The organism is Aequorivita sp. KMM 9714 (assembly GCF_011065475.1).
GTDB classification, from domain to species: domain Bacteria; phylum Bacteroidota; class Bacteroidia; order Flavobacteriales; family Flavobacteriaceae; genus Aequorivita; species Aequorivita sinensis.
This window is the reverse complement of the sequence record NZ_JAAGRO010000001.1, coordinates 203,532-219,999: the sequence shown is the minus strand read 5'-3', so window position 1 is coordinate 219,999 and position 16,468 is coordinate 203,532. Positions and strand designations below refer to the sequence as shown.

At 34.9% G+C, this 16,468-nt stretch carries 15 protein-coding genes; 7 read left to right on the top strand and 8 right to left on the bottom strand.

Annotated elements, in window-relative coordinates; all coding sequences use genetic code 11:
- Together G3A46_RS01000 and G3A46_RS00995 are read left to right on the top strand one after the other, a co-directional pair.
- Complete coding sequence (locus G3A46_RS01000; RefSeq protein ID WP_165145040.1) at nt 1-2,013, top strand: PKD domain-containing protein; 2,013 nt, start codon at nt 1-3, stop codon at nt 2,011-2,013.
- Nucleotides 2,001-4,625 carry a CHAT domain-containing protein gene (locus G3A46_RS00995; RefSeq protein ID WP_165145037.1) on the top strand — a complete coding sequence of 875 codons (2,625 nt, stop codon included), beginning with the start codon at nt 2,001-2,003 and terminating at the stop codon, nt 4,623-4,625. Before G3A46_RS01000 ends, G3A46_RS00995 begins: the two co-directional genes overlap by 13 nt.
- Here the strand turns inward: G3A46_RS00995 and G3A46_RS00990 are convergent.
- The 4 genes from G3A46_RS00990 to G3A46_RS00975 all read right to left on the bottom strand — a co-directional run bounded on the left by G3A46_RS00990 (nt 4,617) and on the right by G3A46_RS00975 (nt 8,266).
- Nucleotides 4,617-5,606: an aspartate-semialdehyde dehydrogenase gene (locus tag G3A46_RS00990; protein WP_165145034.1), complete on the bottom strand. Its 990-nt coding sequence runs from the start codon at nt 5,604-5,606 to the stop codon at nt 4,617-4,619. The two genes, G3A46_RS00995 and G3A46_RS00990, sit on opposite strands and share 9 nt — an antisense overlap.
- Nucleotides 5,607-6,005: 399 nt before the next feature.
- Entirely contained in the window at nt 6,006-6,416 is a 411-nt protein-coding gene (gene mscL, locus G3A46_RS00985) for a large conductance mechanosensitive channel protein MscL (RefSeq protein ID WP_165145015.1), read from the bottom strand.
- A gap of 78 nt (nt 6,417-6,494) precedes the next feature.
- Nucleotides 6,495-7,604, bottom strand: coding sequence for an alanine racemase (gene alr / locus G3A46_RS00980; protein WP_165145012.1), 1,110 nt, complete (start codon nt 7,602-7,604; stop codon nt 6,495-6,497).
- A gap of 2 nt (nt 7,605-7,606) precedes the next feature.
- Nucleotides 7,607-8,266 carry a thymidine kinase gene (locus G3A46_RS00975; protein ID WP_165145009.1) on the bottom strand — a complete coding sequence of 220 codons (660 nt, stop codon included), beginning with the start codon at nt 8,264-8,266 and terminating at the stop codon, nt 7,607-7,609.
- A gap of 184 nt (nt 8,267-8,450) precedes the next feature.
- Here G3A46_RS00975 and G3A46_RS00970 point away from each other — a divergent pair, with 184 nt between their 5' ends.
- The 3 genes from G3A46_RS00970 to rsmI are packed head-to-tail and all read left to right on the top strand — an operon-like array spanning nt 8,451 to nt 10,356.
- The gene (locus tag G3A46_RS00970; protein WP_165145006.1) at nt 8,451-9,311 is read left to right on the top strand and encodes a hypothetical protein; all 861 of its coding nucleotides are present in this window, start codon (nt 8,451-8,453) and stop codon (nt 9,309-9,311) included.
- Nucleotides 9,312-9,321: 10 nt separating this feature from the next.
- Nucleotides 9,322-9,678 carry a DoxX family protein gene (locus G3A46_RS00965; protein WP_165145003.1) on the top strand — a complete coding sequence of 119 codons (357 nt, stop codon included), beginning with the start codon at nt 9,322-9,324 and terminating at the stop codon, nt 9,676-9,678.
- A 3-nt stretch (nt 9,679-9,681) separates the two neighbouring features.
- A complete protein-coding gene (rsmI, locus tag G3A46_RS00960; protein WP_165145000.1) occupies nt 9,682-10,356 on the top strand; it encodes a 16S rRNA (cytidine(1402)-2'-O)-methyltransferase in 675 nt (224 codons plus the stop codon).
- A gap of 34 nt (nt 10,357-10,390) precedes the next feature.
- Here rsmI and G3A46_RS00955 read toward each other — a convergent pair whose 3' ends face one another.
- A complete protein-coding gene (locus tag G3A46_RS00955) occupies nt 10,391-10,981 on the bottom strand; it encodes a carboxymuconolactone decarboxylase family protein (protein WP_165144997.1) in 591 nt (196 codons plus the stop codon).
- Between the two features lie 82 nt (nt 10,982-11,063).
- The gene (locus G3A46_RS00950) at nt 11,064-12,554 is read right to left on the bottom strand and encodes a T9SS type A sorting domain-containing protein (RefSeq protein WP_165144994.1); all 1,491 of its coding nucleotides are present in this window, start codon (nt 12,552-12,554) and stop codon (nt 11,064-11,066) included.
- A gap of 153 nt (nt 12,555-12,707) precedes the next feature.
- On the opposite strand from G3A46_RS00950, the gene recJ reads away from it, so the two are divergent.
- Nucleotides 12,708-14,399 carry a single-stranded-DNA-specific exonuclease RecJ gene (gene recJ, locus G3A46_RS00945; RefSeq protein WP_165144991.1) on the top strand — a complete coding sequence of 564 codons (1,692 nt, stop codon included), beginning with the start codon at nt 12,708-12,710 and terminating at the stop codon, nt 14,397-14,399.
- 39 nt (nt 14,400-14,438) lie between these two features.
- Here the strand turns inward: recJ and G3A46_RS00940 are convergent, their stop codons facing one another.
- Nucleotides 14,439-15,206 (bottom strand): UDP-2,3-diacylglucosamine diphosphatase, encoded by a 768-nt coding sequence (locus G3A46_RS00940; RefSeq protein ID WP_165144988.1) that lies wholly within the window; start codon nt 15,204-15,206, stop codon nt 14,439-14,441.
- 52 nt (nt 15,207-15,258) lie between these two features.
- Nucleotides 15,259-15,708 carry a 6-carboxytetrahydropterin synthase gene (locus G3A46_RS00935; protein ID WP_165144985.1) on the bottom strand — a complete coding sequence of 150 codons (450 nt, stop codon included), beginning with the start codon at nt 15,706-15,708 and terminating at the stop codon, nt 15,259-15,261.
- Between the two features lie 107 nt (nt 15,709-15,815).
- On the opposite strand from G3A46_RS00935, the gene G3A46_RS00930 reads away from it, so the two are divergent.
- The gene (locus G3A46_RS00930) at nt 15,816-16,451 is read left to right on the top strand and encodes a 2OG-Fe(II) oxygenase (RefSeq protein ID WP_139854007.1); all 636 of its coding nucleotides are present in this window, start codon (nt 15,816-15,818) and stop codon (nt 16,449-16,451) included.
- Nucleotides 16,452-16,468 lie beyond the last annotated feature (17 nt).

The window sequence follows — 16,468 nt, the reverse complement described above, 5'->3', positions numbered from 1 at the left end:
ATGGTGAACCTTTTACGCACTTTCTTGTCTGCACTACCTGTATTATTATTTTCAATAAGTATGGTAGGGCAAAGTCTAGTTCAAGATACACTTACGCGAACTGCTCCTATATTTTATGATGTAATGGGGAACAAAGTTGACTTTTCTCCAGAAATGCCTCCACTAAATCAAATAGCAGGTGCGCCGAAAGCTTTTTATACTTACCACTGGGAGTTTGGTGATGGGAACTATAGCAATAAAAAAAATCCGAAACACACTTACAAAAATAAAGGTGAATATACTGCTAGGCTTTGGAGTACCAATAATTACGATAATGGAAAACCGCCAAAAAGCCGACCTGAAAAAATTAGAATTACCTCAACAGAAATAGATGGTGCAAGTGCTTCTCTAGATTCTTCTGAAGCTATTCCCTCAATTTTTCCTGAAGATGAACACTTAATTATACGCTCCAATCGCGATCCACTTCCCGACGAAGAAATGGTGCTAATTACTAGTTACAAAAACACAAAAGATTATGTAACAAGTGGAAGTTTATATCTTTTTTATAACGATAAAAAGTTTAAAGACGACAATTTTATTCTTGAGGATACTCGTTTACATCACGGTGAAAAAATAGCTCCAATAGATCCAATGTTTGCTGCTCAATTTGAAGCTGATGAATCCGATTATTATATGGCTGGAACAGAAGTTATTCCTCGTATTCGCACAAAAATAATTCAGGATTCTACTAAGAGATTGGTGCTGCCAGTTACGCTGGAAGAATCAAGAAAACTATACCGGAATCACCAACTAATAGAATTCGAAAACATGCAGCCAGGGGAGGAACGCCATATTTTTAGAACCTTAAAAACCACCCCTGAAATGCTAAAAGATACTAGCGCTTTAGTAACGCTTAGAACCATTTATGTTCCTGATAATAACTACGGAAACCATACCGTAAAAGATACCGAATTGGAGATTGTGACTTCGCACGACCCTAATAAAATGTCGACTAACGGTTTCTTATTAAACTATCGCTTGGTTCGATATAAAAAAGTGAAGTTTAAAGTAAAATTTCAAAATGACGGTGAAGGTCCAGCAAACACAATCCGTTTAGAAGTTGACACTCCAGAGATGTTTGATAAAAGTACATTAGAAGTAATCGATATGTATCCCGAATGTCCGATTTGTCCGAAAGAAAAAGAGGTTAATTATTCTTGTTTAGATACTATAGCAGAAAAGGATAAACTTATATTCACTTTCAAAAACATTTATCTTCCAGGTACAGCACAAAAAAATGTTATGGAACGCGATTCTACTAAGGGTTTTGTGAAATATGCTATGAAGTTTGGCGATGACTTTCATAAAAAGAAGACTAAGAGTCGAACCGCAATATATTTTGATAAAAATGAACCCATAATCACAAATTATAGTACAACCCGATTTATGCCTGGAATTTCTATAGGAGCAAAAGCTGGGTATATTTATACGCCTTCGGTAGATAAAAGTCGAGAGGTATTTGCCGGAGTAACAGTTTCCCCTTTTAAATCGTATCGTGGGTATTGGCAAAGTGAATTTTTTGTTTCTGCAGCATCCTTCGAGGAGTTAAAGAGTTTTGAGTCCTCCGACCTTAATGATGTTGGAATTGAAAGTCTTCAACGTTTTTCACAAAAAAATAAAGAAAATAATATTACAGCCTATCTCGTGCCTATTTCCTATCGCTATAACTTAAATAACTTCTTGGCTGTTGGTGCTGGAGTTCAACTTAAACTCGATTTTCAAAGTAAAATTTCTACCGAAACAACTGGAGAGGCTTATTTGAATATTCCAGATGAAGGAATAATTAGGGATGAAACGAATGATACATTTCAAAAAACCGAATGCACCGAAAATTTTACCAATTTTAATAGTGGGGTTTTTATAGGTGTGAATGCAGGTGGTGTTAGAATCGGTCCGAGTGTGGGAGTTCGATATGTGTTAAACTTTAACCAACCCACTTCTCAACTTCAAGCCTATGCAATTTGGAAATTTTAAAAAAACACATAACTGGAACTTTATTTTTCCTGATTTGTATCGGAAGTTCCGTTGCACAAACACAGGATGTTGATGTTATTTATTCACTTTTAGATTCCTATTTAGAACAGCCAAACTCCGAGAACCAATTCGAACTCTTGAATGTAGTGGATGCTACGCTCTCAAGAGATAAAGAAGTGCTGTTGGCGAAAACCATTGCTTATTGCAATATTGGTTATATAGAAACTCAAAACAAAGCACTTCAAAAAGCTATCGATGTTTACGAAAAAGCAAAGCAACTATACTTTTCTGAAAACCTTAGTAACTACGATATTATTGAATATTGTCTAAAGCCTCTAGGTAATCTATATATAAAAACCCAAGCCCTATCTGAAGCAGAAAACACTATAAAACATTACATAATTTATGCTAGGGAAACTAGGCAATCTAAACAGCAAGTTAGTGGTGTTTTAAATCTTTCTGTTTTATATCACAGTCGAGGAGAATTTCATAAAGCGAAAAATATCTTGCTTCAAGCCCTAAAAGAGTCACCAACCAATGATGATTTAAAAATTAATTTAGCAAGTGCATATTTTGCTTTACATCAGATAAAAGAAACCAAAAATCTTTTAAATGAAGTTTTAAAATCAAATTCTAATGACGCAAAAGCTTATCAACTTTTAGCGCAAGTTGAGCTTTCAGAAAAAGAAAATGATAAAGCAATCTTCAATTTAAAAAAGGCAATTAAAATCCTTCATAACACCTCTAATATAAATTTTCGAGAAGTCTCGAAAATGCAATTATCATTGGCAGAAACTTATTTTGTTTCAGGACAGATGGAAAATTCTCTTTCTCAAATTCAGCAGATTTATAAGTTGTTAATTCCTTCATATAATTTAGAACAGTCTCTTCCTAGAAATGATCAAATACATGCGGAAACGATTTTAATGGATGCCCTGGACTTACAGGGAAATGTACTCAACAATCAAAGTAATTTAGATGAAGCGTTAGAAGCTTTTAATCTCGCTTCTGAAGTTAGTGATTATCTTTTTGCAGAATTGTATGTTCAGGGTAGCAAATTGTTAGCTCAACAAGACGTAAAACGTAGAAGTGAGATGATGATGGAAGTGTTTTATAAGCAATATCAGTCAACTAAAAACAAAGAATGGATTGCTAAAGCCATACAGCTCGATAACAAGGTGAAAGGGAGAATTGTAAGTGAGGCGGTGTTTTTAAAAGCCAAACTGAACTCGTCAGAAAATAAAAAGTTTTCAGAATTTCAAAAGCTTCAAAAGGAGTTCGCTGTAATAAGTGATCAAATTCAAAAACAGGTTTTAAATAATAATCTTGATTATGATAAGTTGGTACATTTTCAAAAAGAATACAGTGCACTACTTACCAAACAAAGAATACAATATACTAATATTCAATCTGAAATAGCGAATTCTCTAATGTCAAACTCCTTTGTTGATCTAGATGAAGTTATACATAAGGCTACAATTTCAAATCAGACTTTGGTAAGTTATTTTGTTGGTTCCGAGGTTGTTTATCAGTTTGTTGTTTCAAAAGAAAAATTAATATTTAAGAAAATTGTCGAATCAAGGACAGAGCATCATCAATTTATAGAAGCAATTCGTTCTTATAATCGTTTTTTTGATAACCCAGCAACTATTAACAATGATATACCGCTCTTTACTGATTCTTCTTTAAAGCTTTTCAGAAAACTGCAGTTACCAAAAGCAGAAAACTTGATAATTATTCCCGATGGGATTTTATCATTTATTCCTTTTCAAACATTATTAACTTCAGAATCATCGATTTTTAATTACGCTGAAATGCCTTTTTTAATTTTTGAAAGTACAGTTTCATATACAGTTTCATTTTCTGAATACTTAAGAAATACTACCTCTTTACATGAAAAGCAATCCGTTTTAGGGGTGTTTCCTGTGTTTAAAAATTCAGCTCAGGAATTAGAATATTCGGTTAACGAAGCAAAAGCGATAGCCGAAGTATTTAAGTCTGATATGTTAATGGAGACTAAGGCCACAGTAAAAAACTTTGTTGCAAGTGCCGATTCCCATACAATTTTACATCTGTCTACTCACGCAACTGGAGGTAGTTTTAGCAGCGGACCATCAATAAATTTTTTCGATCGAACATTTTCGGTAGAAGAACTTTATGGGCTTGAACTTTCTAATCAATTAGTGATTTTAAGTGCTTGTGACACCGGAGTTGGGAAAGTAGTAAAAGGTGAAGGTGCTTTGAGTTTAGCGCGTGGATTTCAGTATGCGGGTGCTTCTAATGTGTTGTTTTCTTTGTGGCAAGTAAATGATAAAAGTACAGCCGAGTTAATGGGGTGTTATTATCAAAACCTAAATAAAACCCATTCTCGAAATCTTTCACTTCATCGAGCTAGTTTAGATTATCTCCAAAACAAAACTATAGACAACACCCGTAAATCACCTTATTATTGGGGTGCATTTGTTTATTATGGTACCACAGATGCTCCTCAAGAAAAAAGTAATATAAGTTCGGTTTACTTTTTACTTCTTTTAATTCCTTTAATAGGAATAGGAATTTGGTATTTTAAAAAGAGAAAGAATACCTCAGTAAATTCAAAAGAATTATATTAAAGAATTAGCAACCAAGTACTCCGCAATTTGAATTGTATTTGTAGCTGCGCCTTTTCTTAGGTTGTCACTTACAATCCACATGTTTAATGTGTTTTCCTGTGTTTCATCTCTACGAATTCTTCCAACAAATACCTCATCTTTATCGTGTGCGTAAATTGGCATCGGGTAAATGTTTGTGTCTATATTATCTTGTAGTGTAACGCCAGGAGTTTCGTGAAGCATTTTACGAATATCACCTAATTCAAATTCGTTTTCAAATTCAACGTTAACCGATTCACTATGTCCACCAGAGGTTGGAATTCGCACTGCTGTAGCCGTAATTGAAAAAGTGCGATCGTCTAATATTTTTTGAGGTTCTCGAGCAAGCTTCATTTCTTCTTTGGTATAACCATTTTCTTCAAAAACATCACAGTGTGGAAGTGCATTTTTATGAATAGGGTAAGGGTAGGCCATTTCCCCTTTTATTCCGGCAATTTCATTTTCCATTTGTTGCACCGCTTTCAATCCAGTTCCAGAAACCGATTGGTAGGTAGAAACAACAACGCGTTTCATTTTGTACTTTTTATGAAGTGGTGCTAATGCCATCACCAATTGAATGGTTGAGCAGTTTGGATTAGCTATTATTTTATCCTCTTTAGTTAAAATATGAGCATTAATTTCAGGAACAATTAACTTCTTGTCACGATCCATTCGCCAAGCAGAAGAATTGTCGATGACCGTTGTACCAACTTCAGCAAACTTTGGAGCCCATTCTAATGATGTACTTCCGCCTGCAGAAAATAAAGCAATATCAGGTTTTGCTGCAACAGCTTCTTCTAGACCTATTACTTTATAGGTTTTGCCTTTAAAAGTCATCTCTTTTCCAATAGATCTTTCTGAAGCTACTAAAAGCAGTTCATCTATAGGGAAGTTGCGTTCTGCTAATACTTTAAGCATTACTTCACCAACCATTCCAGTTGCACCAACTACAGCTAATTTCATATTCTGAAAATTATTATTCGTTATTTTAATTCTGTAAATACACTAATCTAGCGTGCTCGAATTATTAATTACTCACCTACAAAGGTCGGAAAGATTTTTACAAAGCAGGCAATGAGTTTCAAGTTAAATTTCACTTAATAGGAAAGCCTTAATACAAAGGAAAATTAACCATATATAGACGCTACTTTGTGCTATTGTAAATGATTTGAAATTTTATTTCGTCTATTAACAGTGTTGTCAAATTAAAACAAAGAAAAACCCTCTATCTTTTTATTGATAGAGGGTTAAGGTTAGAATATGTAGTGTAGCGGTACTTCGATAAAATTTCAATAAAATCCTTAGATAATTTATCAGAACCACTCAGTAATCTTTATTGATAAAGTTACTTAAGTAAGAAAATTATTTTTTTCTAAGCTCGTCACGAATTTCTAATAAAATATCCTTTTCAGATGGTCCTGGGTCTGGAGCAGGAGCTTCTTCTTTTTTCTTACGTACTTTTCCGTAAGCTTTTACTATCATAAATAAAACAAATCCTACAATTATCAGGTTAATAATGGAATTTACCCATTTACCCCACATAACTGCATTTTCTGGTTCTACAACTTCGCCATCTGGACCAATTACAGCTGGATCTAATACATACTTAAGATCGGCAAAATCCATTCCACCTGCAAAATGCCCAACGATTGGCATAATCATGTCGTTAGTAAATCCTGTAACTACAAGGCCAACGGCACCTGCTAAAATTACAGCAACGGCAAGATCTACGACATTGCCCGTCATAATAAAATCTCTAAATTCTTTTAACATGTTGATTAGTTTAATGTGTTAGTAATCCCAAATTTAGTAAAATAATTATATAATATATCACAATAAAATAAGATTTGATTATTTACGGCAAATCACTCTCTTTATACGTTGTGAAATTGCAGTTAGTAACTCATAAGATATAGAGTTTATAGCTGCAGATAAATCTTCTGCCGTATTAGTAGTGCCAAATACAATAGCTTCATCGCCTTCCTCGCACTCGATATCCGTTACATCAACCATAATCATATCCATACACACATTTCCGTGGATAGGAGCTTTTTTACCATTAATAACTACCCAACCTTTGCCTTGGCCATAAGAACGTGGAATTCCATCGGCATGACCCAGCGGTAAGGTGGCAGATTGAGTGGTCTTCTCAACAATTATACCTCTGTTATACCCAATGCTTTCACCTTTTTTAACTGTGTGAATTTGTGAAATAACCGTTTTTAAAGTTGCTATTGGTTTAAAGTTTTTATTTTCTACTTTATCGTTACCAAAGCCATAAAGTCCTATGCCCGAACGGACCATATCAAAATGTGCTTCAGGGTAATTAATAATTCCTGATGTGTTTGCACAGTGTAGCAATGGCTTGTATCCAAGTTCCGCAGTTAATTTTTCAGAAATGCTTTTAAAAGTATTAATCTGCTTTAGTGAAAAATCTTTTTCTGATAAATCTTCAGAAGCTCCTAAATGTGAAAAGGCTGATTTTACTTTTACACTTTTTGTAGCTGCTAGTTTTTTAGAAATTAATGAAATATCGTCTTCTGTAAATCCTAACCGGTTCAACCCAGTATTGAATTTTAAGTGAATTGGATAGTTTTTTTGATTAGTTTTTTCGGCGTATGCGATGAATTCATCTAATATTTTAAAAGAATAAATACTAGGCTCTAAGCATCGATTTACTATAATATCAAAATTTACAGGGAGTGGATGTAATACCAAAATTGGTGTTTGTATTGCTGCATCTCTAAGAGTAACTCCTTCAATTGGATAGGCTACAGCAAAATAATCTGCACCTAAATCAACAAGTTCTTTGGCGATAGCAACTGAGTCGCTTCCGTAAGCATAGGCTTTTACAACAGCCATAAACTTGGTGTTGTTTTTTAATTTTGAAGTAAGGTATTTGTAATTATTGCTTAAGGCGTTTAAGTCTATTTCTAATATTGTTTCTGTTGCTTTGGGCATAGTTATGCTTTTTTTCCTGTATTTTCAGGAGGAATTTTATCGTTTAATTCTTCAACATCTTTCACTTCTAGTTTTACGACTTTGTCACGTAACTGTGCTTTATAAAATGCAGCTCGGCTTAAGGGTTCATATTCTTCTGTTTCTCCGAGTAAAACAAGTGATTCACTTTTAGCTTTACGATAGCTATAGTGAGCAAGATTTCCTGTTCGGGTGCAAACAGCGTGTACTTTAGTTACATATTCAGCAGTTGCCATTAATGCAGGCATCGGCCCAAAGGGGTTTCCTTTGTAGTCCATATCAAGTCCTGCAACAATCACTCTTACACCTCGATTGGCTAGGTCGTTACATACTTTTACAATTTCATCGTCAAAAAATTGAGCTTCATCAATCCCAACTACATCGCAATTATCTGCCAGAATTGGAATATTTGCTGCAGCAGGCACTGGTGTAGATCTAATTTGGTTGCTATCGTGACTCGTTACTGCATCTTCTGCATAACGAGTATCTATGGAAGGGGTGAAAATCTCTACTTTCTGACGTGCAAACTGAGCTCGTTTAAGCCTTCGGATAAGTTCTTCGGTTTTTCCTGAAAACATGGAACCGCAGATTACTTCAATCCAGCCAAATTGTTCTTTCTGATTTACGGTATTTTCAAGAAACATAGTTTAAATTTACACGCAACATTCAACTTTAATAATTTTACCAAAAGGATATTCAACTTGCGGTTTGGTTGAAGCCTTTGGAAATCAACGTATTTACATAAGTATATAAAAATAGTTGATGATTACACAAAGGATGCGTAAATTTATAAAAACAAAATAGAAATACGGTTTAATTTAATAAGATATGAAGAAGAAACTGCGAGAGCAATTATCGACAGTCGCAAAGAAAATAATAGCTAATGAAAGTACCTTTGAAACCACATCTGTTAAGGGGTTAGTCAGAGAACTTTACGATAAATTGATAGTGCTTGAGTATCTAGAAAAACAACTTGAAGGCGATTACGAAACAGAGCCAGAAAAGGAGTTTGAACAAGAAGAATCGTTAGACTCTAAAAGTTTTCGTGAAGAAAATTGGTTTACTGAGCCTGAGCCTGTGCCGCAACCAGAACACAAGGAAGATCTTATTGAACCTTTAATGGAGAAAATTAAGGATATAGTAGCTCAAATGCCTGAAGAAAGCGATAAGATAGATGAAATGCTAGACGAATTGCTTCCTAAAGTTGAGGAACCAAAAATTCCTGAGGAATCGAAAACACCTGAGGAACCTGCTCCAGATACAGCGCCTTCAAATCATATAAAAAATGAATTAGAAGAATTTGCTTCTAACTATCAAAGAATGCCTGAATTTGAAAGAAAGCAAACAAATTTGTTTTCAAACCCAGTTGAAGTTTCAGAACCAGTAGAAGTGAAAGATGTTGAAGAAAAGAGAAAACCTGCGTCTGAAACAAAAGTGAAATCTTTAAACGATGTTGTAAATAAAGGATTGAATGTAGGATTGAATGATAGGTTGGCATTTATAAAGCATTTATTTGATGGGCAAATTGAAGATTACACTCGTGTGTTATCACAAATAAATACTTTAGAAAGTTATGAGGAGGCACAATCCTTTTTAAACGCTCAAGTAAAACCAGACTATAATCATTGGGAAAATAAAGAAGTTTATGCCGAAAGGTTTATGAATATAATTGAAAAGCGATTTAACTAACACTTAATTTATGAGAGCCCAAAAATCAATTTATTGGATTGCAACTGGGCTACTAAGCGCTTTATTTTTATATTCTGCATTTATGTACTTAACTGATACAGCGGTTATTGAAGGTGATTATCAAGATTATCAATACCCTACTTATTTAGTTATACCTATGGCAATTGCTAAAATAATTGCCATATTTTTTATTTTATACCGAAAACCAAAATGGGTGATGGAATGGGCTTATGCAGGTCTGTTTTTTGATATGGCATTGGCTTCTTTTGCTCATTATTCTATTAATGATCCGGGAATAACACTTCCACTTATTGGAATTGTATTATTACTAATCTCTTATTTCTTCGGAAAAACTGTACGCCCATAAACTATGAAGGGAAAACTCTATCTAGTGCCTACACCAATAGGTAATTTAAAAGACATGACTTATCGCGCTGTTGAGGTGCTTAAAGATGTAGATTTAATATACGCAGAAGACACGCGAACTAGTGGAAAACTACTGAAGCATTTTGAAATAAATACTCAAATGTATTCTCACCATATGCACAATGAGCACAAAACTGTAGATGGCATTGTAAAGCGTATTGAAAACGGTGAAAACATAGCATTAATTAGTGATGCAGGAACACCAGCTATAAGCGATCCAGGGTTTTTACTAACGCGCGCTTGTGTTGAAGCCGGTATTGAAGTGGATTGTTTGCCTGGAGCTACAGCCTTTGTTCCTGCTTTGGTAAACAGTGGGTTTCCAAATGATAAATTTGTATTTGAAGGCTTCCTTCCTGTTAAAAAGGGAAGACAAACTCGTCTTCAACTTCTAGCTGAAGAAACTCGAACTATCATATTTTATGAATCACCTCATAAATTACTGAAAACACTTGCACAATTTGTTGAATATTTTGGCGCTGAAAGACAAATATCGGTTTCACGCGAACTCACGAAGCTACACGAAGAAACCGTACGCGGGACTGCAGAAGAGGTTTTAAAACACTTCGAAAACAAACCACCAAAAGGAGAAATTGTAGTTGTTGTTTCGGGCAAGAAATAACGAAAATCTAAAATTATAGATCGTCAGTTTTACATTAGATGTGTTTCCCTTTATGCCATCCGTGTTTGCCGAGATATTGCTCACCGCTTTCAATGGCTCCTTCTTCAATAGTAGTACCCATTGAGTCATTCCAACGATTTAAATATCCAAAAAGAGAGATAACACCTAGCATTTCCACTATTTCACCTTCATTCCAATATTTGTAGAGTTGTTGTTTTATTTCATCATTCACTGCATTCGGCACCTGACTTGCCGCTAATGAAAAGTCTAATGCGGCCCGCTCAGCCTCTGAAAAAGAAGGGTGAGTTCTGTATTCCCATATGTTATCGAGTTGCTCCTGCTCGGCTCCATAGCGTTCTGCAGCTCGAATGGCATGGGCTTGACAATAGCGACAGCCTGTGGCATTACTACTTACCCAAGCAATCATTCTTTTTAAAGCGGATGTAACCCGTCCTTCATTCGCCATTACGGCTTTGTTCAGGTTTATAAACGCTTTGCTAATCGCAGGGCGGTGTTGCATAGTGAGCACACTATTTGGACAAAAGCCCAATGTTTCATTAAAAAATTCGGCCAATTGTTTTGTTTCGGCATCGTGGTTTGGGGAAAGAGGTGTAACTAATGGCATAGCTTAAATTCGTTTGAAATCCGAAAGTACAAAATGCCATTCGCAAATTCTAAATCACAAGCTCCAAATACCAAGAAAACACTTAATTCTTCAGCAATCTAAAAACACTATTATACGTTTTCAGAAAATAAACACCATTTTGTGCAGAAGAAAGATTCAACTGTGATTGTTTTTCAGTCAATTCGCCAGAGGTGATAATTTTTCCTGTAATATCTGTTATTTGGAAAGGTATTTTTTCAGAAAGCAGTCCGCGATCAATTGTGAAAATCCCATTTGATGGGTTTGGATATATAGCAATTGTATTGGTGTCAAACTCCGGTATAGACAACGGATTGTTCAAATGGCGCTCCATAACAATATCTTCCTGCCCATTATACCATAATGTACTAGCTAAACAAGTGATTTTACCATCTTGTTGAATTACCATATCTGCAACAGCATTGTCAGAAGAATATGTAACGAAGTTAAAGCTTGAGTCTACAGTTCCATCAATATGATAACGCCTCATATAAAACTTGCCCCCGCCTTCAACAGGATTATTCAGTCCTCCAAAAATTAATAATCGTTGATTTTGTTGAACTTCAATTTTATTAATGCCTAATTGGGGATTGTTCGGGTTTATAAAACCACCGCTACCAAATGAGGTGTCAGTACTCCCGTCTGCTAAGTATCTTGATATTAGATTATGCCCTATTTCATTTTGCCAATTAAAATAAGAACTTTGTACTACAATTTTCCCATCTTCGTATACAGCAATGTTTTTTGACGAATATTCAGAGTCAATTGTAATAATCAATACACCATTGTCTCCAAAAGAACTATCTAATGAGCCATTAGGCAAATAACGCAATAACACATCCAAGGACTCTCCATCGTGATTACAATTTGCAAGCACAAATATTTTATTATCAGAAGTTAGTACTAATTTTTTAGCGATATTTGATTGATTTCCTACCGCTGTTATTGCCACCCCATTATTACCAAATGAAGTGTCTAAAGTTCCGTTTGGCAAATATTTTTTTAAACCTATTTTAGAAATTCCATTTTCAAACAAACTACCTGCTGCCAAAATAGAATTATCACTTAATAGTGCAAAATCGCCGTAACCAGTGTTTTCAGAAAAAATTATTAATTCGCCATTGTTCCCGAAATCTATATCAAACGAACCATCGCCTAAAAACTTATTGACTACTAATTGATCGCTAGAAGTCAAACTAAAAATACCACCTGCAACAATTTTACCGTCACTTTGGCTTAATACCTTATTGTAGTATTCATCTTCATAATTCTGGCGATTAAATAATACCACTCCATTACTGCCAAAAGAAGTGTCTAAATAACCATCTAAGTTAAATCTAGCGATGGAAGGGAAGACTTCACCTTGTATTTTAAATTGTCCTGCTACTAATATCTTTTCATCTGTTTGTTGTGTGATCGATATGGCAAAATCTGAGTCGCCATTAATATCTGTTTGAAGGGTTCCATCGTCACCAAAAGAAGTGTCTAAAGCTCCATCTTGAGCTCCCATAAGTGCATACGTTAATAGCACTAAAAAATGTAGAATTTTTTTCATAATCTAGGGTTTTATGTTGGGAGGAGAGCGATACCCTTAAAGATACGAAATAATGAAAAAACAAAAATCTCGTTATCCTCTTTCAAATTTTGTAATTTTGCAAGTCCCCCTTTTTAATTTCACCCTACTTAAAGTTTATACTTTTCATAGCATATGCGCTGGACATTAAAACCTATACCTGATTCTCAAAAAGTTAACGCACTTTCAAAAGATTTGAATGTAGATCCGTTAGTTGCCTATCTTTTGGTACAACGCGGAATAGAAACCTTTGAAGAAGCTAAAAGTTTTTTCCGTCCAAGTTTAGAGGAGCTTCACGATCCGTTCTTGATGAAAGATATGGACAAAGCTGTTGAACGAGTTCAAAAAGCTATCGAAAACGGAGAAAATATTCTGGTTTATGGCGATTATGATGTAGATGGTACCACTAGCGTTGCCTTATTATCTTCATATTTAAAAACGTACTACCCGAATGTTTCCACTTATATTCCAGATAGATATGATGAAGGTTATGGAGTATCTTATAAAGGGATAGATTTTGCATTCGACAATGATTTTACTTTAATAATTGCATTGGATTGCGGCATTAAGGCAATCGATAAAGTAGCATATGCTTCTGAGAAGGGTATAGATTTTATTATTTGTGACCACCACAGGCCAGGTGATGAAATACCAAAGGCCGTTGCTGTTCTCGATCCAAAAAGAGAAGATTGTGAATACCCGTTTAAAGAACTTTGTGGTTGTGGAGTTGGGTTTAAATTAATTCAGGCACTTTCAGAAAAAAGAGGGCTAGGCCTAGATAATATTCTACTTTATTTAGATTTGGTTGCTACTGCAATTGGAGCCGATATTGTACCTGTTACTGGTGAAAACAGAATCCTAGCGTATTATGGATTAAAGGTAATAAACAGCAATCCCCGTACTGGATTTAAAGCAATTCTTAAAGAGGTAAAAAAGGAAACTCTTACCATTACCGATGTAGTTTTCATAATCGCACCGCGAATCAATGCAGCAGGTAGAATGAAGCACGGTAATCATGCTGTAACCTTACTTACTGAAGAAAATCAAGAGGATGCCGAGAAATATGCTGCAGAAATTGAAGCGTTTAATAGTGATAGGAGGGAAGCCGATAAAAAAATTACAGAAGAAGCACTTCAACAAATAATTGAAAATGATGAAGAAGATCGAAATACAACTGTAGTTTATCACGAAAGCTGGCATAAAGGTGTTATCGGGATTGTTGCCTCTCGATTAACCGAAACATATTATCGCCCAACCCTAGTGTTTACAAAAAGTGGCGAAAAGTTAGCTGCCTCAGCTCGTTCTGTAAAAGGTTTTGATGTTTACAATGCCTTGGAAAGTTGTGCAGAGCATATTGAACAATTTGGAGGACATAAATACGCTGCGGGTCTTACTTTACTGGAGGAAGATTTCGAAAATTTTAAAAATGAATTTGAAAAGGTTGTTTCTGAAACCATTTCACCACAGCAATTAATCCCTGAGATTAGTGTAGATGCTATGATAGACTTAGTCGATATAACTCCGAAGTTTTATAGAATCTTAAAGCAATTTGCTCCTTTTGGTCCGGGGAATATGACTCCTGTATTTATGACTGAAGATTTAACCGATGTAGGTGTGGGTAAATGTGTTGGTAAGGATAAATCTCACTTACGACTTGTGGTAAAACAGGAAAATTCCAATCAATTTACTGGAATAGGTTTTGGTTTGGCCGATAAGGAAGATATTGCTTGTAATGGCAAGCCTTTTAAAGCAGTGTATTGTATCGATGAAAACGAGTGGCAGGGGAACGTTAGCTTACAACTCCGACTTAAAGATATAAGAGAATAGTTTATAAGATAAAGCGCTTAAATATCCCTAAGGTAAGATTTACTTTTTGGAAGTATTAAAATTCTGCAACTCGAACTTTTCTCCGTCAAAAACACCGTAAGAGTAATAATTTATCCAATCGCCTAGGTTAAAGTAAGTTGAGTTTTCTCCAACATTAATTTCCATAGGCAAATGACGGTGCCCGAAAATGAAGTAGTCGTAATGTTTACTTTCTAATTTTCGTTTAGAATATTGGGCTAGCCATTCCTTGTCTTCTCCAAGAAATTCTTTATCCTCATCCCCAGATATCAATTTATTTTTAACAGAAAGATGTTGTGCTAAGCGCACTCCTAAATCGGGATGTAACCATCGAAAAAGCCATTTAGAGAACGGATTTGTAAACACTTTTTTCATGCGTTTATATCCCTTATCTCCTGGGCCTAGTCCATCACCGTGACCTATTAAAAAATGTTTGTTGTTAAACACAAACTCCTTAGGTTTATGGTAAACAGGAATGTTTAATTCCTTTTCAAAATAATCGTGCATCCACAAATCGTGATTCCCCACAAAAAAGTGAATTTGAATACCGCTATCGCGAAGTTCGGCCAATTTACCGAGGGTTCGTACAAATCCTTTAGGTACTACAGTTTTATATTCAAACCAAAAATCGAAAAGGTCACCTAGTAAAAATATTACTTCAGCATCGTGCTTAATACTGTCTAGCCATTTCACAAAAATCTTTTCACGCGGCAAGCTTTCTGCATGAGTGGGCGCGCCAAGGTGATTGTCGCTAGAAAAGTATATTTTTTTGCCTTGTGGAATTTGCATATTCAAAGATATAGAAAAGACATTTTGACTAAACTCGGGTTACATTCAAAATTTAATTATCTGCTGCAAACCATTCAGCATAGCTGCTGTCTGTTTCTTGAAGCCTTAATGAATGAAGCTTGATATTGTCAGGCAGACGATTCTTAATCTTATTTGAAAAATCGATTACCATCATTTCACTTGTAGGCTGATAGTCTACTAAAAGTACACTGTGCCCACGATCACTCAGTTCTTTCGCCAATTCGACGTGAGGTGTGTTTTTATTGAAAACCGTAGCGTGATCAAAAACATCGACAATTTCTTCTTTTACAATTTTCTTGAGATCGCTAAAATCTATTACCATTCCAAATTTCACGTTATTGTTGTCCTGGATTGGACTACCAATAACTGTAACTGAAAGTTTGTAGCTATGCCCGTGAACATTACGGCATTTACCGTCGTAGCCGTATAAAGCATGGCCAGTTTCAAAGGAAAATATCTTAGTGATTCTAATTGTCTGCATTGTCTTAATTTAAGGAATCAAAGATACAGTTTTTGAAAGGAAAAATATTTTTGAAAATCATAATCATTTGTAACCTATATTTGCCAGCTTTTTTTTAAATTACATAAATGACCGAAGAAATATTTGAACAACTGGAATTCGTTGAAAATCCATTGTTTGAAACCATTATTTCTGACTTAATAAATCAGAAATACAGTGTTGTAAACGACTTTTTTTCTTCAGAAGAAGTTGTGTTACTCCGAGAATCATTACTTGCAAAATATGAAGCAGACAAGTTTAAAAAATCTGCCATAGGGAACCGTGTTAATGAAGAAATTGATAAAACGGTTCGTGGTGATTTTATTCTTTGGATGGATGAAAAAAACGCCAATGAAACAGAAAACATATTTTTTAATAAGATAAACGAACTTGTTGGTTACTTAAACAAAACGTGTTTCTTAGGAATTTTATATAAAGAGTTTCATTACGCTGTTTATCCTAAAGGGACATTCTACAAGAGACATTTAGACACCTTTCAAAACGACGACCGTCGTAAACTTTCGATTGTTTGTTATCTGAATGAAGATAATTGGTTAGTTGAAAATGGAGGTGAACTTACAATTTACACCGAAAACAACGAACTAGATATTTTACCACTTCCAGGTAGAGTAGTGATTTTTGAAAGTCAGATTCTAGAGCACGAGGTAAAGGTGGTAAAAGAATCAGAGCGCTTGAGTATTACGGGTTGGCTTAAAACTCGTTAATTACTTATTTTTTATTT